Origin of the sequence: Mesorhizobium sp. B2-6-2 (assembly GCF_006440615.1) — a bacterium.
In the GTDB taxonomy this organism is placed as follows: Bacteria; Pseudomonadota; Alphaproteobacteria; order Rhizobiales; family Rhizobiaceae; genus Mesorhizobium.
In genome coordinates, this window is the sequence record NZ_VFUG01000023.1 from 54,284 (window position 1) to 74,374 (window position 20,091).

The 20,091-nt window shown below is 64.9% G+C and carries 18 protein-coding genes and 1 tRNA gene; 8 read left to right on the forward strand and 11 right to left on the reverse strand.

Annotated features, from left to right (window positions below; genetic code table 11):
- Positions 1-15 precede the first annotated feature (15 nt).
- Genes FJ419_RS31330 through FJ419_RS27700 form a run of 3 tightly spaced genes read left to right on the forward strand, consistent with a single transcriptional unit; the run spans position 16 to position 5,847 of the window.
- Positions 16-1,086, forward strand: coding sequence for a hypothetical protein (locus FJ419_RS31330; protein WP_140700460.1), 1,071 nt, complete (start codon positions 16-18; stop codon positions 1,084-1,086).
- Entirely contained in the window at positions 1,028-2,518 is a 1,491-nt protein-coding gene (locus FJ419_RS27695; RefSeq protein ID WP_140700445.1) for a DUF6504 family protein, read from the forward strand. Before FJ419_RS31330 ends, FJ419_RS27695 begins: the two co-directional genes overlap by 59 nt.
- Complete coding sequence (locus tag FJ419_RS27700; RefSeq protein WP_140700446.1) at positions 2,515-5,847, forward strand: error-prone DNA polymerase; 3,333 nt, start codon at positions 2,515-2,517, stop codon at positions 5,845-5,847. The genes FJ419_RS27695 and FJ419_RS27700 overlap by 4 nt, the downstream gene beginning before the upstream one ends.
- Positions 5,848-5,927: 80 nt before the next feature.
- On the opposite strand, the gene FJ419_RS27705 is transcribed toward FJ419_RS27700, so the two are convergent.
- From FJ419_RS27705 to FJ419_RS27725, 5 genes are all read right to left on the reverse strand, one after another.
- The gene (locus FJ419_RS27705; RefSeq protein ID WP_140636625.1) at positions 5,928-6,173 is read right to left on the reverse strand and encodes a Trm112 family protein; all 246 of its coding nucleotides are present in this window, start codon (positions 6,171-6,173) and stop codon (positions 5,928-5,930) included.
- 170 nt (positions 6,174-6,343) lie between these two features.
- On the reverse strand, positions 6,344-7,015 hold the full coding sequence (locus tag FJ419_RS27710) for an LON peptidase substrate-binding domain-containing protein (protein WP_140700447.1): 672 nt from the start codon (positions 7,013-7,015) through the stop codon (positions 6,344-6,346).
- A gap of 273 nt (positions 7,016-7,288) precedes the next feature.
- A complete protein-coding gene (gene trxA, locus FJ419_RS27715; protein ID WP_140700448.1) occupies positions 7,289-8,284 on the reverse strand; it encodes a thioredoxin in 996 nt (331 codons plus the stop codon).
- Positions 8,285-8,421: 137 nt separating this feature from the next.
- Positions 8,422-8,916 carry a prolyl-tRNA synthetase associated domain-containing protein gene (locus FJ419_RS27720; protein ID WP_140700449.1) on the reverse strand — a complete coding sequence of 165 codons (495 nt, stop codon included), beginning with the start codon at positions 8,914-8,916 and terminating at the stop codon, positions 8,422-8,424.
- A gap of 14 nt (positions 8,917-8,930) precedes the next feature.
- Positions 8,931-9,143 (reverse strand): hypothetical protein, encoded by a 213-nt coding sequence (locus FJ419_RS27725; RefSeq protein ID WP_140700450.1) that lies wholly within the window; start codon positions 9,141-9,143, stop codon positions 8,931-8,933.
- 32 nt (positions 9,144-9,175) lie between these two features.
- On the opposite strand from FJ419_RS27725, the gene FJ419_RS27730 reads away from it, so the two are divergent.
- The 3 genes from FJ419_RS27730 (at position 9,176) to FJ419_RS27740 (ending at position 10,797) form a co-directional block, all read left to right on the forward strand.
- Positions 9,176-9,250: transfer RNA gene (locus FJ419_RS27730), tRNA-Gly, on the forward strand.
- 727 nt (positions 9,251-9,977) lie between these two features.
- Positions 9,978-10,175 (forward strand): hypothetical protein, encoded by a 198-nt coding sequence (locus tag FJ419_RS27735; protein WP_140700451.1) that lies wholly within the window; start codon positions 9,978-9,980, stop codon positions 10,173-10,175.
- A 238-nt stretch (positions 10,176-10,413) separates the two neighbouring features.
- Complete coding sequence (locus FJ419_RS27740; protein ID WP_140700452.1) at positions 10,414-10,797, forward strand: hypothetical protein; 384 nt, start codon at positions 10,414-10,416, stop codon at positions 10,795-10,797.
- 515 nt (positions 10,798-11,312) lie between these two features.
- Here FJ419_RS27740 and FJ419_RS27745 read toward each other — a convergent pair.
- Positions 11,313-12,065 carry a hypothetical protein gene (locus tag FJ419_RS27745; protein WP_140700453.1) on the reverse strand — a complete coding sequence of 251 codons (753 nt, stop codon included), beginning with the start codon at positions 12,063-12,065 and terminating at the stop codon, positions 11,313-11,315.
- A gap of 118 nt (positions 12,066-12,183) precedes the next feature.
- A complete protein-coding gene (locus tag FJ419_RS27750; RefSeq protein WP_140700454.1) occupies positions 12,184-12,624 on the reverse strand; it encodes an Lrp/AsnC family transcriptional regulator in 441 nt (146 codons plus the stop codon).
- A 128-nt stretch (positions 12,625-12,752) separates the two neighbouring features.
- Here FJ419_RS27750 and rocF point away from each other — a divergent pair, with 128 nt between their 5' ends.
- Both rocF and FJ419_RS27760 read left to right on the forward strand, forming a co-directional pair.
- Complete coding sequence (rocF, locus tag FJ419_RS27755; protein WP_140700455.1) at positions 12,753-13,685, forward strand: arginase; 933 nt, start codon at positions 12,753-12,755, stop codon at positions 13,683-13,685.
- Positions 13,686-13,687: 2 nt separating this feature from the next.
- Positions 13,688-14,746, forward strand: coding sequence for an ornithine cyclodeaminase (locus FJ419_RS27760; RefSeq protein WP_140700456.1), 1,059 nt, complete (start codon positions 13,688-13,690; stop codon positions 14,744-14,746).
- A gap of 381 nt (positions 14,747-15,127) precedes the next feature.
- Here the strand turns inward: FJ419_RS27760 and FJ419_RS27765 are convergent, their stop codons facing one another.
- The 4 genes from FJ419_RS27765 to FJ419_RS27780 all read right to left on the reverse strand — a co-directional run bounded on the left by FJ419_RS27765 (position 15,128) and on the right by FJ419_RS27780 (position 19,756).
- Positions 15,128-16,126, reverse strand: coding sequence for a substrate-binding domain-containing protein (locus FJ419_RS27765; protein ID WP_140700457.1), 999 nt, complete (start codon positions 16,124-16,126; stop codon positions 15,128-15,130).
- Positions 16,127-16,138: 12 nt separating this feature from the next.
- Positions 16,139-17,155, reverse strand: coding sequence for an ABC transporter permease (locus tag FJ419_RS27770; RefSeq protein ID WP_140544720.1), 1,017 nt, complete (start codon positions 17,153-17,155; stop codon positions 16,139-16,141).
- The gene (locus tag FJ419_RS27775; RefSeq protein ID WP_181170829.1) at positions 17,152-18,651 is read right to left on the reverse strand and encodes a sugar ABC transporter ATP-binding protein; all 1,500 of its coding nucleotides are present in this window, start codon (positions 18,649-18,651) and stop codon (positions 17,152-17,154) included. Before FJ419_RS27775 ends, FJ419_RS27770 begins: the two co-directional genes overlap by 4 nt.
- 139 nt (positions 18,652-18,790) lie before the next feature.
- A complete protein-coding gene (locus tag FJ419_RS27780) occupies positions 18,791-19,756 on the reverse strand; it encodes a sugar ABC transporter substrate-binding protein (RefSeq protein ID WP_140700458.1) in 966 nt (321 codons plus the stop codon).
- Positions 19,757-20,091: the final 335 nt, after the last annotated feature.

Below are 20,091 nucleotides of genomic sequence, written 5' to 3' on the forward strand. Positions count from 1 at the left end.
CTGGAAGTGAACGTCATGGCGATGAGCGCCGTGGCGCGGGACACTGTTTTTGCCCTGCGCCGCCAGATCGCGAAGATCGAGGGAACGCTGCCCGAGCGCCTGCAGGCGCCTTCGGGGTGCGCGCCCGGAGCAATTCCAGGAAAAGTGCGAAGCAGTTTTCCGTCCGGAATTGCGCAAAACCAGACATCCAACGATGCCGCCGGGCCGGACATGACGATTGTCCGGCGCGGCCTTGCCGTGGCTTCGGCGGACGCCTTCCTCCACACCGGCATCGATCGGCTTGACGCCGCGCTTGGCGGCGGCCTGCCCAAGGCGGCGCTCAGCGAAATCCATGGCCTGGAGACCCGCGATGCCGGCGCCGTTGCCGGCTTCGCGCTGTCGCTCGTAAGCCTGGTCCTCAGAGAGAAGCAAGGTCTGCCGATCCTCTGGGTCGGCACGGCGGAAATCTTCCACGAGGCCGGCATGCCCTACGCCAGGGGCCTTCATGCCCTGTTCGGCATCGAGCCGGGGCAATTGCTGTTTTCCGAGGCGCCGAAGCTGCTCGACGCGCTGTGGATCGCGGAGGAAGCGGCCCGTATGACGGCCTTTGCCGCGGTCATCCTCGAGATCCGCGGCAGTCCGCGGCTTCTCGACCTCACCGCCACGCGCCGGCTGCATGCGCGGGCCCGGAGCGCCGGCCGCCCGCTGCTTTTGCTGCGCCAGGCCGGCGAGGCCGATCCCACCGCCGCTCCGGTGCGCCTCATCGTTTCGGCGGCGCCCGCGGCAAGCCGCGCGACCCTCGCCGGGCCGCTCGCCGGCTCGATCGGCCGCCCCGCCTTCAAAGTCGATATCGGCAAGAGCCGCACGGCCCTGCCTGGACAATTCACACTGGAGTGGAACCCCGATGAGCACGCTTTTGCAGAAAGAACAGAGAATTCTGTCGCTGTGGTTCCCGCATCTGGCCGCGGAGCGGATCCTGCGCCAGCGTCTGGGGCGGTCCTGGCGTTCCCGGCCCTCGCATCGCCTGCCGTCGCCTCAGCCGCCTCTGGTGATCAGCCATCGCGACAACAACACCCAGCGCATCGCAGCCCTCGACGAGCGGGCTGAGGCGCTCAGATTGAAGCGCGGCATGGGCATCGCCGATGCGCGCGCCATGCATCCCTCGATCGATGTGGTCGAGGCAGACCCGGAAGCCGACCGCCGCCTGCTCGAAGGCCTTGCCGACTGGTGCGACCGCTACACGCCGCTGGTGGCGATCGACGGCGAGGACGGGCTGTTCCTCGACGTCACCGGCTGCACGCATCTGTTCGGCGGCGAGCGTGCCATGCAGGACGAGATCCTCGCCCGCTTCTTCCAGCAGGGCTTCGATGTCCGCGCCGGGCTGGCCTCGACGCCGGGCGCCGCCTGGGCGGCGGCGCGCTTCCATGGCAATCGCATCGTGGCCGGCGGCGAGGAAGAGGCGCTGCTTTCGCCGCTGCCCTTGTCGGCGCTGCGCATCGCGCCGGAGACCCGCGCCAGCCTGGAAAGCGTGGGCCTGCGCACCGCCGGCGCGGTGATGGCAGCCCCCCGCGCACCGCTCGCCCGCCGCTTCGGCGCTACCTTGCTTCTGCGCCTCGACCAGGCGCTCGGCCGCCTCGACGAGGCCGTGTCGCCGCGCCTCCCCGTCGCGCCGCTCTCGGTCGAGCGCCATCTTGCCGAGCCGGTCGTGCTCACCGACGACATCGAGCGGCTGGTGAGCCGGCTGGCGATCGCCTTGAAGACCGACCTCGAACGCCGCGGCGAGGGCGCAAGGACGCTGGCGCTGCTTCTCTTCCGCGTCGACGGCGCCGTCAGCCGCATCGCCGTCGGCACCTCGCGCCCGATGCGCGAGCCGCGGCTGATCCAAAGACTGTTCCATGAGCGGCTCACCGCGCTGGAGCAGAGCATCGACGCCGGCTTCGGCTTCGACCTCGTGCGGCTGTCCGTGCTGTCGGTCGCGGCCTTCGACTTGGCTCAGGGCGACCTCACCGGCGAGACGGACGACGATGACGCCGACATCGCGCTCTTTGCCGACCGCGTCCGCGCCCGTCTCGGCGAGGCCGCCGTACTGAAGCCGGTGATCGTCGAAAGCCATCTGCCGGAGCGCGCCGTCAAGACCGTGCCTTTCGCCGAAGCGCCGCAAAGACGCGCCCCGGCGGCCGGACGGACGGCGCCGCCCCGAACAGCGCCACCGATGACCGTCTACCCGCCGGAGCGGCCGGTGCGCCTGTTCCGCTCGCCCGAGCCAATCGAGGTGCCGGCGACCGAGATCCCGGAGGGACCGCCGATGAATTTCCGCTGGCGGCGCGCGCTCTACCGTGTCGCCCGCGCCGAAGGGCCGGAGCGCATCGCCGCCGAATGGTGGCGCCAGCTGCCCGGCGAGGAAGAGGCGCCGACCCGCGACTATTACCGCATCGAGGACAGCGAGGGGCGCCGCTACTGGCTCTACCGCCAGGGCCTCTACAGCAGCGCGCCGCAGGCCGCGCCGCCGCGCTGGTTCATGCATGGGGTGTTCGCATGAATGCGCTGACCGTCATCCCCTATGCCGAGTTCGGCATAAGCTCGAATTTCTCCTTCCTGCGCGGCGCTTCGAAACCCGAGGAGCTGGTGGTGACGGCGAAGTTCTACGGTTTTGCCTCGATCGGCCTTGCCGACCGCAACACGGTCGCCGGCGTCGTGCGCGCCTGGCAACAGGCCAGGGTGGAAAAGCTCGCCTACCATCCCGGCTGCCGCCTGGTGTTTGGCGACGGCACGCCGGACATCCTCGCCTATCCCCGCGACCGCCAGGGCTGGGGGCATCTCTGCCGCATGCTCACGCAAGCCAATCTGCGCGACGAGAACGAGAAAGGCGCGACGCTGCTCCAGCTGAGCGACCTGCTCGAATGGGGCGATCGGATGTCGCTGGCGATCCTGCCCGATCTGTCGGCAGGCGCGGAAGACAACCTGGCATTCATTAGCCGGTTTAAGGATCGCTTCGGCGCGGCGCTCCGGCTGGCCGTGGCGCCGGATTATGCCGGCAACGACCGTTTCCGCATCGAGCAGGCTTCCGCGATGGCCGAGCATGCCCGCGTCCCGCTGATGGCGACCAACGACGTGCTCTACCATGCCGCCGATCGCCGTCCGCTGCAGGACGTGCTGACCGCGATCCGCCTCAACACGCCGGTTTCCGAGGTCGGGCTGGAGCTGATGGCCAATGCCGAGCGCCACCTGAAACCGCCGCTGGAAATGGCGCGGCTTTTTCGCCGCCACCCGCAGGCGCTGGCCGAGACGCTGCGCTTCGCCGACGAGCTCACCTTCTCGCTCAGCGACCTCGAATACAATTATCCGGACGAGCCGACCGAATCCGGGCTTGGACCGCAGGCCGAGCTCGAACGGTTGGCGCGGGAAGGCGCGGCCGTTCGCTATCCGGCCGGCGTTCCCGAGGATGTGCTGAAACGCATCGACAGCGAGCTCGTCTTGATCGAGCGCCTGAACTATGCCCGCTATTTCCTCACCGTCCATGACATCGTCAAATTCGCCCGCAACCAGGGCATCCTTTGCCAGGGCCGCGGTTCGGCCGCCAATTCGATCATCTGCTTCTGCATCGGCATCACCGAGGTCGGACCCGAGCGGATCGACACTCTGTTCGAACGCTTCATCTCGGAGGAACGCAACGAGCCGCCCGACATCGACGTCGACTTCGAGCATGAGCGGCGCGAAGAGGTCATTCAGTATATCTATACGAAATACAGCGCCAAGCGCACCGCTTTGGCCGCCGCCGTCATCAGCTATCGCGGCCGCTCGGCCCTGCGCGAGGTGGCCAAGGCCATGGGCCTGTCGGAGGATGTCCGCAGCGCGCTGTCCAGCACCATCTGGGGCTGGTCGACCTCCGAGCTCGGCGAAAGGGAAGCCAATGCCGGCGGCCTCGACCGCACCGATCCGCTGTCGCGGCAGGTGCTGGAACGCGCCAACGAGATCATGGGCTTTCCCCGTCATCTTTCCCAGCATGTCGGCGGCTTCGTCATCACCCGCGACCGGCTCGACGAGGTCGTGCCCATCGTCAAGACGGCGATGGAGGAGCGCAAGATGGTCGAGTGGGACAAGGACGATCTCGACGCGGTGAAGATCCTCAAGGTGGACGTGCTGGCGCTCGGCATGCTGACCTGCCTGAAGCGCGCCTTCACCTTGCTCACCGATCATTATCCGCGGGCGCGGGATCCGTTTGGACAGCCTTATGTGCTCGCGACCCTTCCCGAAGAGGACAGGCGCGTTTACGCCATGATCCAAAGAGCCGATACGCTCGGCGTCTTCCAGATCGAGTCGCGTGCGCAGATGTCGATGCTGCCGCGCCTCAAGCCGGCAAATTTCTATGACCTCGTCATCGAGGTGGCGATCGTGCGCCCCGGCCCGATCCAGGGCGACATGGTGCATCCCTATCTGCGCCGGCGGCAGGGCAAGGAGAAGGCCGAATACCCCAAGCCTGAGTTGGAGGAGATTCTCGGCAAGACCCTTGGAGTGCCTTTGTTCCAGGAGCAGGCGATGAAGATCGCCATCGTCGCCGGCGGCTTCAAGCCGGGTGAGGCAGACGAGTTGCGCCGCGCCATGGCGACCTTCAAACGCACCGGCACGATAGGAAACTATGAAACGCGAATGGTCGAGGGGATGGTCAAGAAGGGCTATCCCAGGGAGTTCGCCGAGCGCTGCTTCAAGCAGATCGAAGGCTTTGGCGAATATGGCTTTCCTGAAAGTCACGCCGCCTCCTTCGCGCTGCTTGTCTACGCCTCCTGCTGGTTCAAGACTTTTTATCCGGACGTGTTCTGCGCCGCGATCCTGAATTCCCAGCCGATGGGTTTTTACCAGCCGGCCCAGCTCGTGCGCGATGCGCGCGACCATGGCGTCGAGGTGCGCGAGGTCGACATCAACCATTCCGTCTGGGACTGCACGCTGGAGGAAACCGCCTTGGATCCGTCCCGCATCCTCGAGCGCCACGCCTCGATGCGCGGCGTCATCGAGGCGGCTCACGCCGTCCGTCTCGGCTTCCGCCAGATCAAGGGCCTGTCCGAAGAGCGCATGGATATAGTCGTTGCCCGTCGCGGCGACGGCTATCGTTCAGTCAGGGACGTCTGGCTGCGTTCGGGCCTCGATGTCGGCGAGATCGAAAGATTGGCTGAAGCCGACGCCTTCCGCTCGATCGGCCTCGACCGCCGTGCCGCGCTCTGGGAAGTCCGCGCCCTTGACGGCAAGAGCGCCGCCGAGAAACTGCCGCTGTTCGATCAGCCGTCGCTCGGCCTGCGCGAGCTGGAGCCGGAAACGAAGCTGCCGAAAATGCCGCTCGGCGAGCATGTCGTGCACGACTACCGCTCGCTCGGCCTGTCGCTGAAGGAGCATCCCGTCGCCTTCCTGCGCGAACGGCTGGATCGCGCCGGCGTCACCCCCAACGCCCGCCTGCCGTCTGTGCGCGACGGTCGCCACGTTTCCGTCGCCGGGCTGGTGCTGGTGCGCCAGCGTCCGGGCAAGGGCAATGCCATTTTCCTCACGCTGGAAGACGAAAAGTCGATCGCCAACGTCATCATCTGGCCACGCGTCTTCGACCGCTTCCGCCCGGTGGTCATGGGCGCGCGCTTCATCCGCGTCACCGGTAAGCTGCAGCATGAATCGGACGTCATCCACATCGTCGCCGACCGGATCGAGGATTTGACGTCCTGGCTGAGCGTGCTGCTGGAGTCCGCCAATCGGCCGCTCATCGAGCATAATCCCGCCGAACGGCCGGCTGGAGCCGCCGCAAGCCGTGGCCAGCCGGTCCATCAGGAGATCGAGGCCCTGTCGGGTGCCGCGCAACAGGTCATGCCCAGAGGGCGGAATTTCCAGTAGCAGCGATTTCCAGCACAATAGCGAACGCAGCAGGGGCGAAAAGCGCCTTCGAAGGCCGCATTGACAGCGCAAGCCCTGCTTCACGAAGGCCCGCCGAGCCGCGGCGGCGGGGTCAGCATGTCCTCGGCCGAGATCGTGCGCGCCTCCGAGGGCAGCATGATCGGGATGCCGTCGCGCACCGGATAAGCGAGCTTCGCCACGCGCGAGACCAGCTCGTTGCGCTCGGGGTCCCAGGTTAGCGGTCCCTTGGTCAGCGGGCAGGCGAGCAGCTCCAGCAGCTTCGGGTCGACCGTGGCTTTTCGTCCGTCCCGTCCGTCCGCCGCCATCGCACTCCTCCCTTGTCCACTACACGGTCTAAGTGTGTTGAGATTCAGGTCAGGCCGGGTCGAGAGCGGTGGCTTCCGAGAACCGGAGCGGAGCGTACTTAACGCACGTGAGCACCGGAAGCGCAGGAAGCTGCCGTTCGCAGGCCGGGCTCACCTGAATATCAATGCACTTATTGTAGACTCGAGCCAAACTCATCATCCTCGCGCGCCAGCGTCATTTCGGTGATGGCGATCAGCGTTTCGGCGCGCGTCTTCAGGTCCGGCGCTTCCAGCAGCGCCTGCTTCTCGGCCGGCCCGTAGGGCGCCATCATCGACAGCGCGTTGACCAGCATGCCGTTCTCGGCGCGGCTGACGCTTTCCCAGTCGGCCTCGAGATCGTTGGCCTGCAGATAGGAGCGAAACGCCTTGAGCAGCGCCGGCCGGTCGACCTCGGCGCCGGCCGGATCCTCCTCGAGGTCGGCGAGAAACGGCGCGATCTTGCACTGCCGGAACGGCGCCTTCGCCGTGAGCTCCTGCACAACGCGAAACCGGCACACGCCTTGCAGCGAGATCAAATAGCGCCCGTCGCCCGTCTCGGCGAGCGAGATGATGCGCCCGGCGCAGCCGACGCTGCACAGTTCGGGCTCGCCGTCGTCGCGCAATGCGCCGTCGAGGCTGGGCTGGATCATGCCGATCAGCCGCGAGCCGGCCATCGCCAGGTCGATCATCTGCAGATAGCGCGGCTCGAAAACGTTGAGCGGCATGCGGCCGCCCGGCAGAAGCAGCGCGCCGGCGAGCGGGAAAACCGGGATTGCCGCCGGCACATCCTTGGCAAGCCTGTAAAGTGCGTTACCGACGCGCACCGCAACCCTCCCAAAGCAACGCCGGCAAGCGTATCAAGCTGCAATCTCCTCTCGCATCGGCAAATTCGTCACGATCTGCATCCGGCCCCGCCCTTATCTGGCGCTGACGTCCCGCTGCGCAAGCCTGCCGGCCGCGACAGCCGGCAAAAAAATTCACGGCAATTCCGGGAAAAGTATGCAGTTGGCTCGGCGACTTCACCGCAGCCTTCCGTCCGGAATTGCGCGAACCGAACTTAAAGCGGTTCGCCGGCTCTGTGAATTGCCGAAACCGTTCTACGAGAACAGCAGCGACGAGAGCTTGCGGCGTGCCGCGAGCGTCGCCTCGTCGGTCATTCCCCAGGCTTCGAACAGCTTCAACAGCTGCGCCCTGGCGCCGTCGTCATTCCAGGTTCGGTCGGCCTTGACGATCGCCAGCAAATTGTCGGCGGCCGCGTCGCGCTCGCCGCGCGCGTTCTGGATCATCGCCAGATCGAAGCGCGCCTGATGGTCGGCCGGATCGGCGGCGAGCCGGCGCTCGAGCTCGGCCGGATTGCCGAGCGCGGCCGCTGCCGCGGCGAGCGTCATCTTGGCGCGCAGCGCGGCCAGCGCCGGCGCGTCCTTCTTGTCCTCGGGCGCCCGGGCGAGCACGGCCTCGGCGCCTTCCACGTCCCCGGCATCGTACAGGATCTCACCCAGACCCGCGACCGCCTCGATCGTCTCCGGCGCCTGCTCGAGGACCGCATCGTAGATGTCGGCCGCGGTCTGGACGTCGCCGGCCGTACGCGCCTCGGCCGCCGCGGCAAGCGCGTCGGCGATCTGCGGCGCGCCGCCGCCCTTGCCGCCGACCTTCTCGATGAATTGGGCGACCTGGCTTTCCGGAACCGCGCCCATGAACCCGTCGACCGGCTGGCCGTCCTTGAAGGCGATGACCGCGGGAATCGACTGGATGCCGAGCTGGCCGGCGATCGAGGGGTGATCGTCGATGTTCATCTTGACCAGCTTGACCTTGCCGCCAGCGTTCTTCACCGCCTTTTCGAGCTGCGGCGTCAGCTGCTTGCAGGGACCGCACCATGGCGCCCAGAAGTCGACCAGCACCGGCTGGCGGCGCGATTCCTGGATGACGTCGGCGGCGAAAGTCGCGGTTGTGGTGTCCTTGATCAGGTCGGCCGCCGCCGGCGCGCCGCCGAGCGAAACCTTGGCGCGGTCGCCGCCACCGCCATATTGCACCGTCTGGGCATACTGGCCGCCATTGCCGCCAAACGCGCCGCTATACGGATTCTCGTCACTCATCTTCTCGCCCTTTCGGTCGCGCTCTCAGGCGTCGGCGCCCGGCGCGTCATTGTCGGATTTCGCAACCGCCTTCCATGTGGCGATCAGCCCCCGAGTTTCAAGGCAATAAGGCGTTCAAGGCAAGGGCACTTTCAAGGTCATGAGACTTTCAGGATAACAGGATCATGGCCGGTTGCCTCGACGAATCTGATCAGGTCGGCGGCGGCGATCGAGGTCGTCGCCTCATTGGTCAGCGGATGGCCGTTGATGACGTCGTGGCTCATCAACGCTTCGTCGAGCACGATCTTGACCTTGCCTTCCGTGTCGTTGATCAGGCCGAAAACGGTGACCGCTCCGGGGATGACGCCGAGCAGCTCCATCAGCATCTCCGGCCTGCCGAAGGACACTCGGCCGGCAGCGCCGATCAGGTGATGGATCTGCTTCAGGTCGACCACGGCGTCTTCTTCGACGGTGACAAGGAAATAATTGTCCTTCTTGTCCTTGAGGAACAGGTTCTTGGTGTGGCCGCCGGGAATCTCGCCGCGCAGGTCTTGCGAATCGGCGACCGTGAACAGCGGCGGGTGCCTGACCGTCGAGACGGAAATGCCGAGATCGGCAAGAAATTCGTTGAGCTCGGCTTCGGTCTTCGGCATCGGTCCTCGCGCGGTCAAAAAGGGGTCATGCCGTTTACGGCCAACCGTGGCGTCGGGGCAAGGCCGCCGGCGCCATTGCGGCCAAAGCAGGCGGCGGCGCGTGCGGATTTGCGACCGGTCCGGTTTGGCATCGCTTCGATGCTTTTGAAGCGAATGTCGCCGCGGGAAGAATTCGCGCCAAAAAAGACCGTTATTTCCCTGTTGCAATCGCCGCGCTCTTCGGCCATATAGGCGCGGCTTGCGGCCCAAAGCCGCGCGAGCGGGTGTAGCTCAGGGGTAGAGCACAACCTTGCCAAGGTTGGGGTCGAGCGTTCGAATCGCTTCACCCGCTCCAGTTTCCTTCAAGGAATCAAGCAAACGAAAGGCCGCGGTCTCCGCGGCTTTTTCGCGTTTGTGGCTTGCGGGAAACCCGCCCCAGCACAGCGCCGGGGTTACGTCTGGACCGTCGGCAACACGCATTGCCGCATCCCCACGGATCTTTCCCGCAAAAGGTACCCAGCAGACGGATCACACGATATTTCCTTCGGACAGCCACGTTCGCCACCCGGAAAGTATCCGCTGCCCATCGGACTTGAGTCGCATGCCGAAGGGACTGTAGAGCCTCTTTTGCCGGACGCCAGACAACTATATGTTGTATGAAAGTGCTGGAATTAATCCGGCCGGGCAGCGGGAGGCATTCCCGCAAGTCGTTACGTTGGGGCATAGCTGGAGCAATTCCAGGAAAGTGTGAGCGGTTGTGCCCGGCGACTTCGCCGTAGTCTTCCGTTCGGAATTGCGTCAAAGCAAAGATAGAACAGACGTCGGCCATGAGGTTCACAGCCTTACAGGATCCGTGCGGCCAATGGATGGTGTTCGATTTGCGGTCCGGTTTCCCGGCGCGAATACCGAACATGTTGCTGCTTGGCCCGACTCGCGAGGAGGCGGACCAGCTCGCGGGGCAGGCAAATGAATTGCTCTCGGTGCCGCGCTCGGCCGTACCTCTTTCTCGATATTTGATCGCCCCGCGATGGAACGATTGGGCATCATCGGAAATTTAGCTTGCGCTAAAACAAGGAGCGCCCATGAGGTTCGCGGCGATACAGGATCCCTGCGACGACTGGCTTGTCTGCGATCTGGTTTCCGATCTCCCGGCGGAGATAGCAGGCCGGCTGCTGATCGGGCTGACGCAATGCGAAGCCGAGCACCTTGCCGACCAGGCCAATGCCGAGCCAATCGGGCAGGCCATCAATTGGCCGGTCCCATTCGCCAGCGTCGCCTGAAGACGCCCGGCCTCGGCGACCCGCCTCGCCGACCGCGCATCGGCGATTCAACCCAAGATCACATCGGATAACATTTGCGTTCCCCCTCCGTTTCAACACCGGGGCGGCTTTCTATATGTCGTTTCTGGGCCGAGATCCGCCGGCGGCGAATGGCCAGCACCGCGACACGACGCGACCGGACGGCCCGTTTTCGGAAAAAGCGGTCTTGCCGCTTCCTCCATCACGAGGAGATGTCATCATGCGTTCTTTCACCCCAAAACTCATCGCGGCCGCCTCGATCTTCGCGGCCATACCGCTTTCGAGCGCCTATGCCGTGCACCGCCACCATAGGGCGCAGGTCGACACAATGACCACGGCGTCAGTGCCGGCGGAGCCCGAAGCGAGAGCCGCGACGCAGCAGCTGCTTGGCGTGAAGCAAGGTATCCGTGCGGCCAGGCAGGCCGGCAAGATCTCGCAGGACCAGGCCCGCGACCTGATGCGGCAGGCCGATAGCATCCAGCCTGCCGGCGGCCGTTCTGCGATCGGGCGGATCAATGAGCTGGACCAGCGGCTCCGAAACGTTACCGGCCAGGGGACCTATATGGGCGACGGCTCGGACGGCGGCTATTATCCGAACGGCTGACCCCTGCATTAGCTGAGCGGTGCGAAGCGGCAGTCTGGAGCAATTCCGGGAAAGCTGGATCGCGGCCCGGCGCTGTCGCCTTCGGCCCGCGTCGCACGAATTGAGGACCTGAAGCGGCCCGGCGTTTCGCAAGATCGCCGAACCGCTTCACGCCTTGGCGCTCGCGCCACGTCTACCGATGCTTCCCGCTCTGCTAGCCCAACATCGCACCCCTCGGCGTCGCCAGCAGCAGGCTCGTCGGGGATCGAGCTTATCCGCTGCAGCACGGCGGTTCGCGGCAGCGCCACCAAGTAAGTCGCTTGGCCGCTTTGCTTGGCTATCTGCTTTCACTCAAGGCCACTAACCCTCTTTCATCCCCATAGCGACCTTAAATTTTCTCGCTACAGCCTCGGCACCCTTGCCTTTGGGGTGGAGCTCATCAGTCCATTGGCCCGCTTTCACAGTGTTCCGCACATCAACGACAGTGATGTGCCTGACCTGAGTGAGTGTGGTATAGAAGGAGTCTATCAAGTGCTTTAGGATTTTGCGATAAGCACCTTGTCTGCTTGCAAATTGTACCCTCGCCGCACCAGCGGCTTTCCAAGCCAGATCCCGTTCACGCGAGGGAGCGGATAGTCGTACGTATTGACTAGCATGGTGGTCCGACCGTGAGATATCTGGCGGACATCGTCGGCAATTTCTTGATATCCCGAGCGCAAGGTTTCCAAACTCATCTGAAGCCATGACACATTGAGATGGGTTGTCGGATCACTACCGTCTCCTTCGTCACGCCAGCGGAGAAGATCGAAAAGTGCCCCGCCTCCAATGAAGTCATTGCCACCCGCCGACATGACGAAATAGCGAAAAGACTCAGAAGCTACATGCTGCCGATAGTCCATTTCTGTGCGAACCTGCTGGAATGTATCCCCGGGATACGCCGTTCCCGTTGCGTAGAAGCGTGGATCTGCTTCAATTAAGTCAGAGAAGGTGTGGTCGTATCCGGCTGCCGCTGACAGAGGCCAGAGTATATTCACCCAAGAGTCGCCGTCCGAAGTAACCCGGATTTTGTCCTGCTTGCCAATCCCTTCGGCGGGAGCTCGACGGCGCTTCTCTGTGGCCGTCTTATACACCTTATGCCGAGGAACGAGTCGCCCACGGCTGTCATAAATATCGTACACCAATGCTACCGCATCATTGGGTCGCGGAAAGAGACTTCCGATCCTAGCACTTTGCTTGCTCTGGGATTTTGACTTTCCTCTAGCGTCCAACTTCGAAATCGACTTCGCCATTGTAACCCTCCCAAACAACGCCGTCAGGTAAAATTAATCTTAACAATAAAACAAATCGACTATTCCGTTCGTTTGTATGTTCTGAGGTTGGACGAACCCTTTTAGACAGGCGCAGCTGCTAAGTGAGCCGCGCCCGCGTCGTCCTCGGCGTCGCCAGCAGCAGGCTTGTCTCGCTCCCCGTGATGCCGGGGATCAGCCGGATGCGGCGCAGCACCGCGTCGAAATCCGTCAGCGTGGCGGTGCCGAGCTCGACCACCAGGTCCCAGCGGCCGTTGGTGGTGTGGATGGTCGAGACCTCGGCGAGGCCGCCCAGCGCCTTGACGACGCGGTCGGCGGCGTGGCCTTCGATCTCGATCGTCATCACGCCGCGTATCTTCTGATCGACCGCGTCGGCGCGCAGCACCACCGTGTAGCCGATGATCTCGCCGGACTTTTCCAGCCGTTCCATGCGCGATCTGACCGTGGCGCGCGACACGCCGAGATCGATGGCGAGGTCGGATACGCTGCGCCGCGCATCGTGCCTCAGCAGCGTCACCAGTTTCTCGTCGAGTGCGTCCATGGCTTTCCATCTCGATCAAATCATCTGACCAGTATGATAGATTAGTCTTCTCGAAATGCCAATTTTCGCTGTTCAAACCGCCAGCGGCTGATGGTTCACTCCTTCGATCAATCGCAAGGTGAGAAAAAATGCGCTGCAGGATCGTCGGCGCGCCGGTGCAGGACGGCGCGGGCAGGATGGGATGCGAAATGGGGCCGAGCGCGCTGCGCACGGCAGGGCTGGTCTCGGTGCTGGCCGAGCTCGGCCACGAGGTCGAGGACTGGGGCGCGGTCGAGAAAGCCGCGGCGCGGCCCGTGGTCCACGGCAATCTCGCGCTGAAGGCGCTGCCGGAGATCTCCGCCTGGACGGCGGCGATCGCCGAGACCGCCTATGCGGCCGCCCGGGACGCCATGCCGATCTTCCTCGGCGGCGACCATTCGATCTCCGCCGGCACCGTGTCCGGCGTGGCGCGCCGCGCCGCCGAGCGCGGCCGGCCGCTCTTCGTGCTTTGGCTCGACGCGCATCCCGATTTCCACACGCTCGACACCACCACCAGCGGCAACCTGCACGGCGTGCCGCTCGCCTATGCCAGCGGCCAGACCGGCTTCCAGGGCTATTTCCCGGATCTGCCGCAAGCGGTTGACCCGGCTCGCATCTGCGCCATCGGCCTGCGCAGCGTCGACCCGGCCGAGCGCCGCGCGCTCACTGAAGCCGGCGTCACCGTGCATGACATGCGCGCCATCGACGAGCACGGCATCGCGCCTTTGCTGCGCGCCTTCCTGGCCCGCGTCGAGAAGGAGAACGGGCTCTTGCATGTCAGCCTCGACGTCGATTTCCTCGACCCCTCGATCGCGCCCGCCGTCGGCACCACCGTTCCCGGCGGCGCCACCTTCCGCGAGGCGCATCTGGTGATGGAGATGCTGTCCGACTCAGGCCTGGTCTCCAGCCTCGACCTGGTCGAATTGAACCCGTTCCTCGACGAGCGCGGCCGCACCGCCACCCTGATGGTCGACCTTGCCGCCAGCCTGATGGGCCGCCGCATCATGGACCGCCCGACCCGCAGCCATTCCGGAAGCCTCTGATCATGACCCAGCCTTCGCGCCTCGCCATCGTTCCCTTCGTCAGCGTCGACCGCATGATGAAGCTGGTGCTCGCCATCGGCGTCGAGCGCTTCCTCGCCGAGCTCGCCGCCTATATCGAGGAGGATTTCCGCCGCTGGGAGCTGTTCGACAAGACGCCGCGCATCGCCTCGCACAGCCATGACGGCGTCATCGAGCTGATGCCGACCAGCGACGGCAAGATGTACGGCTTCAAATATGTCAACGGCCATCCGAAGAACATGCGCGAGGGCCGCCAGACCGTCACCGCCTTCGGCGTGCTCGCCGATGTCGGCTCCGGCTATCCGATGCTGCTGACCGAGATGACCATCCTGACGGCGCTGCGCACGGCGGCCACCTCGGCGGTGGCGGCAAAATACCTGGCGCCGAAGAACAGCCAAGCCATGGCCATCATCGGCAATGGCGCCCAGTCCGAATTCCAAGCCGTCGCCTTCAAGGCATTGCTCGGCATCGACCGGCTGCGGCTCTACGACATCGACCGCTCCGCCTCGGAAAAATGTGCCCGCAACCTCGCCGGCAAGGGGTTCGATATCACCATCTGCGCGACCGGGCAGGATGCCGTGGAAGGCGTCGACATCATCACCACGGTGACCGCCGACAAGCAGTATGCAACGATCCTCACCGACAATATGGTCGGCGCCGGCGTTCACATCAACGCCGTCGGCGGCGACTGCCCCGGCAAGACGGAGCTGCACCGCGACATCCTCTTGCGCTCCGACATCTTCGTCGAGTTCCCGCCGCAGACGCGCATCGAGGGCGAGATCCAGCAGCTCGACGCCGATCATCCGGTGACCGAGCTGTGGCAGGTGATGACCGGGAAAGCCGAGGGCCGCAAGTCGGCCGAGCAGATCACGCTGTTCGATTCCGTCGGCTTCGCCACGGAAGATTTTTCCGCGCTGCGCTACGTCCGCGACCAGCTCCAGGCCACCGGCCTCTATGAGGAGCTCGACCTGCTCGCCGACCCCGACGAGCCGCGCGACCTGTTCGGCATGCTGGAGAGGGCCGCCATGCAGCCGGCGGCGTGAAGTCTTTCCCGTCTCCCGTTTCACGGGGAGAAGGTGCCCGAAGGGCGGATGAGGGGCAGCGCAGCGGTCGAACATGAGCGCTTTACGGCCTCCTTGGATAGCTTTTGAAAGTATCCTCGCAGCCTCGGCGCTGCCCCTCATTGCCCTGCCGGGCATTTCTCCCCGTATAGGGGACGGGGAGAAAGGGGCTGCCGCGCATGATTTCGCCAATCGCCAGCGTTGCAGGATAAGCGCCGAGGCGGCGGCCAGCCCCTTCTACCCGTTCACGGGGAGAAGATGCCGGCAGGCAGATGAGGGGCAGCGCCGGCATCGGCAATTGCAGAGACAGGCACGGCATTTTTTCGGGCAATCGCCTCGAAGACGCTTGAGCGCCTTACAGCACTACCCCCGCGCTGCGCAGCTTTCCCTCTCCACCAGGACCGGCGCCAGCACCTCGCGCCTTGAGGGCGCTTCCGGCTCGCCCAGCCTCTCGAGCAGCAGGCTCACCGCCAGCGTGCCGATCTTTTCCACCGGCTGCGCGATCGTCGTCAGCGGCGGCCAGGTGGTGACGGCGTAGGGGATGTCGTCGAAGCCGATCATCGACATGTCGTCGGGAACGTGCATGCCCCGCGAGCGCAGCGCGGTGACCGCGCCCATCGCCATCAGGTCGTTGCAGGCGAACACCGCGGTGATGCCGGGCGCCTGTGCCATAAGCTGCTCCATCGCCAGGCGGCCGCCGGCGAAATGATAGTCGGAATCGACGATCGACGACGCCGGCAGCTCCACGCCTGCTTCGCCAAGCGCGCGGGCAAAACCGCGCAGGCGGGCCGGGCTGGAGCTCGAATCGCGTGGGCCGCCGATGACGCCGATCTTCCTGTGGCCGAGCCCTGCCAGATATTTCCCGGCGAGATAGCCGCCATGGTCGTGGTCGACCAGCACCGAATCGACATTGACCGACTGGATCTCGCGGTCGAGCAGCACCGCCGGCACGCTGGGCAAGAGGCGGGCGAACACCCGCGCATGGTCGGACGAGCCGGCGAAGATCAGCCCGTCGATCTGCTTGGCCATCAGCACCGAGAGATAGCGCTCCTCCTTCTCGGCATTGCCGTCGGAGTTGCACAGGATCACCGTGTAGCCGGAAACGAAGCCCGCATCCTCGATCTGCCGCGCCACGCTGGCGAAGAACGGATTGGAATTGTCGGGGAGCAAAAGACCGATGGTCTTGGTTTCGCCGCGCCTGAGACTCCTCGCCACCGAATTCGGGCTGTAGCGCAGCGCCGCGATCGCGGCGCGCACGCGCTCGGCCGTTTCCGGCTCGACGTGACGCGTATGGTTCATCACATGCGAGACGGTTGCGACGGACACCCCCGCATGGCGCGCGACATCTGCGATCGTCGTCATAGCCCGTTCCCCTCAGCGGATTTTCCGCAACAGCCTCTCCCGGTATGCGTCTAGGATGACCGCGAGCACGATGACAAGGCCAATCACGATGGGTTTGAAATTGTCGCCGACGCCGAGCAGCTGCAATCCGGTGGAGAGCACCTGTAGGATGCAGGCGCCGACCAGCGTGCCGATGATCGAGCCCTTGCCGCCGCTGAGGCTGGTGCCGCCGATGATGACGGCGGCGATCGCGTTGAGCTCGTAGCCGACGCCGGCGATCGGGCTGCCGATGTTGAGGCGCAACAGATAGACCATGGCCGCGATGCCGGCGGTGAGCCCGCTGATGGTGAAGGCGGCGACCTTGTAGAAATCCGGATTGTGGCCCGACAGCCGCACCGCCTCGTCATTGGTGCCGACGGCGAAGATCATGCGGCCGAAGACGGTGAAGCGCAGCACGAACCAGCCGGCCGCGATCACCAGCACCGCGACCAGGAAGATCGACGGCAGGAAGCCGCCGATGATGAGGTTGCCGAAATCGACGAAGCTCTGCGGCAGGCCGGTGATGGTTGAATTGTCGCTGACGACGCGCGCCGCGCCCGCGGCCATGTTGAGCATGCCCAGCGTGACGATGAAGGAAGGGATCTTCCAGCGCGTCGAGATCCAGCCATTGAGGAAGCCGCACACCGCACCCGTCGCCATGCAGGCAAGCAGCGCCAGCGTGATTGCCGCGGCCGGCGACAGGCTCTCGTTGATCATGACGGTGGCGCCGACGACCGTGCACAGCGCCAGCACCGAGCCGACCGAAAGATCGATGCCGCCGGTGAGGATGACGAAGGTCATGCCGGCCGCCAGCACCGTGTTGATGGCGATCTGGACGAAGATCTTCAGCGCGTTGCCGGAGGTGGCGAAATAGGGGGCGGTGGCCGAGAAGAACAGCGTGATCAGCACCAGCGCCAAGAGCACGCCGGCATCGCGCACCAGGAAGCGCAGGAACTTCGCCCGGCCGGGAGAAACAGGCGCCGCCACGGCTATCTCGGATGTCTCGCTCATGGCCGCACATACTCCTGATAGGCGAGCGACAGGATGCGCTCCTGGTCGAATTCGGATCGCGGCACCTCTCCGACGATCTTGTTTTTCGAAAAGACGATGATGCGGTGGCACATGCCCATCAATTCGGGCAGGTCGGACGACACCATGATGATGCCCTTCTGCCGCGCCGCCAGCATCCACAGAAGCTGGTAGATCTCGCGCCGCGCGCCGATGTCGACGCCGCGCGTCGGCTCGTCGAGGATCAGCGTCGAGGTGCCGCGGAACAGCCATTTGGCCAGCACCACCTTCTGCTGGTTGCCGCCGGAGAGATTGCGCACCGCCTGCTCGATCGAGCTCGCCTTGACGCGCAGCTGCCCGACGAGATCGTTGGCCGCTATGGCCTCCGCCCGACGATTGAGCAGCCCGTTGCGCGAAACCTTGCCGAGATCGGTGATGGTGATGTTCTTGTCGACGGCCATGTCGAGCAGCAGGCCCTGGCCCTTGCGGTCCTCGGTGAGCAGGCTCAAGCCGTGCCGCACCGCGTCCTTGGGCGCGGCGATCGCCACCGGCTTGCCGTCGATCTCGACGACGCCGTCGAGCTTCGGGTCGGCGCCGAACAGCGCCCGCATAGCCTCCGTGCGGCCGCTGCCGACCAGGCCGGCAACGCCGAGGATCTCGCCATGGCGCACGGCGAACGATATCTCCGGGGTGGAGGCGTCGCGCTTCAGATTGGCGACGCTGAGCGCGACCTTGCCGGGCACGACCCTGGCATCGAAACCATATTCGTCGGCGATGTCGCGGCCGATCATCATGCGCACCAGGTCGGGCACGGTGAGGCCGTGCAGGTCACGCGTCGCGACCAGCCTGCCGTTGCGCAAGACGGTCACCCGGTCGCCGATCTCGAACACCTCATGCAGCCGGTGCGAGATGTAGATGATGGTGACGCCCTTGGCCTTGAGCCGTTTGATGATGGAGAACAGCCGCTCGATCTCCGGCGGCGTCAGCGTCGCCGTCGGCTCGTCCAGCACCAGAAGCTTCGAGTCGTAGCTCAGCGCCTTGGCGATCTCGACCAGCTGCATCTGCGCGACGCCGAGCGCCTCGACGCGTATGCGCGGATCGATGTCGAGGCCGACTTCCTTGAGCAGCGCCATCGCGCGGCTGTTGAGCGCCTTGCGGTCGACGATGCCGAAGGCACGGCGCGGCAGGCTTTCCAGCATCAGATTCTCGGCGATGCTGAGATAGGGCAACAGGTTCAGCTCCTGGTGCACGACGCGGATGCCGCTCTGCTGCGCGTCATGTGGTGTCTTCGGCCGGTAATGCTGGCCATTGAAGGCGATCGTGCCCGAATCCGGCTGGTAGATGCCGGCGAGCAGCTTGATCAGCGTCGACTTGCCGGCGCCGTTCTCGCCTAGGATGATGTGGGTCTCGCCGCGCGCGATCGACAGCGACACCTCGCTCAGCGCGATGGCGCCGGGAAAGGTCTTTCCGACCCCTTCAAGGGAGAGAATCGCATCCATGGGCGGCAGAATCCTAAACCGTGCCCGTCGGCGACGATAGCGGCGCGGACGCTCCGTCACCGCCGCCGCAATTGGCGGCGGCGGTGACAAGAGAGACAAAGCCTGGCGCCGGAAGGGAGTGCCGGCGCCCCGGCTCGCCTCATGCCGTGACCAGCTTGACGTCGGTCTTGACCCAGCCGGAGAATTTCTCGCCGGCTAGCTCGCGCAGGCCGTAGTCGATGCCCATCGCCGCCATCTTGGCGCCATACTGCTCGACGGTGGCGAGCATCTTGCCTTCCTTCAGCAGCGGACCGACGGCCGGGATGTTGTCGAAGCCGACGACCTTGATCTGGCCGGACTTGCCGGCAGCGTCGATCACCTTGACGACGCCGAGCGCCATCGAATCGTTGGCCGCCATCACGCCCTGGATGTCGGGATGCTGGGTGAGGAAGTTGGTCATCAGCGTGTTGGCTTCCTCGGTTTCCCAATGCGCGGTCTTAGAGTCGAGCAGCTTCAGCTTGTACTCCTTCACCGAATCGTCGAAGCCGAGCTTGCGCTGCTTGGCGTTGTCGGCCTCGGGATTGCCCTCGAGGATGACGACCTTGCCGCCCTTGCCCAGCGCCTTGCCGAGCGCATCGCCGGCCAGCTTGGCGCCGGCGCGGTTGTCCGGACCGAAGAAGGCGAGGTCGATGCCGGCCTTCTTCTTGGCCTCGGCGTCGAGCGCCACGTCGATGTTGATGACCTTGATGCCGGCTTTCAGCGCCTTGGCGATCGGCGTGACCATGGCTTTCGAATCCGCCGGCGCGACGACGATGATGTTGTAGTTCTGGGTGATGAAGTTCTCGATGGCGTCGACCTGCGCGGCGAAGTCGCGCTCGTCCTTCATGCCGACGGCGGCGAAATCGAACTTGTCCTTGTTCTTCGCCGCATACTCCTCCGCGCCGGCCTGCATCTGCTTGAAGAACTCGTTGGCCAGGGACTTCATGACCAGGCCGACCTTCGGCTTGTCGGCGGCAAGCGCCGGGCCGAGCGGCAGCGCCAGCGCGCCGGCGGCCAAGGCGCTGGTCTTAAGGAACTGGCGGCGCGAGAACGGGCCGAGCCCATGCGTGTTCGAAATCTTGCTCATTAGTCTCCTCCACTTGATTGAGCCGTAATCGGTTACGTAACCGATTACGCGCCAAGGTAGATTGTTATTTTATCAGATGTCAACGTCGACGGTAAGGACGGGAGCAGCGCCGGCGCCGAAGCTGCCGATCTCCCCACAAGGGCAGAGCAACCGCATATGGTTTATCGGCGAAGGCCAACACAAGGCCGTCATCCTCGGGCTTGTCCCGAGGATCTGCCGTCGCACGTGGATATAGCGCGAGCAGTTCAGGGGCCGGTAGATCCTCGGGACAAGCCCCATAGGCGCTAACTTAGCGGTCGATGTGCGATGGCGCGCCGTCGTCGGGGTGGTTCGCG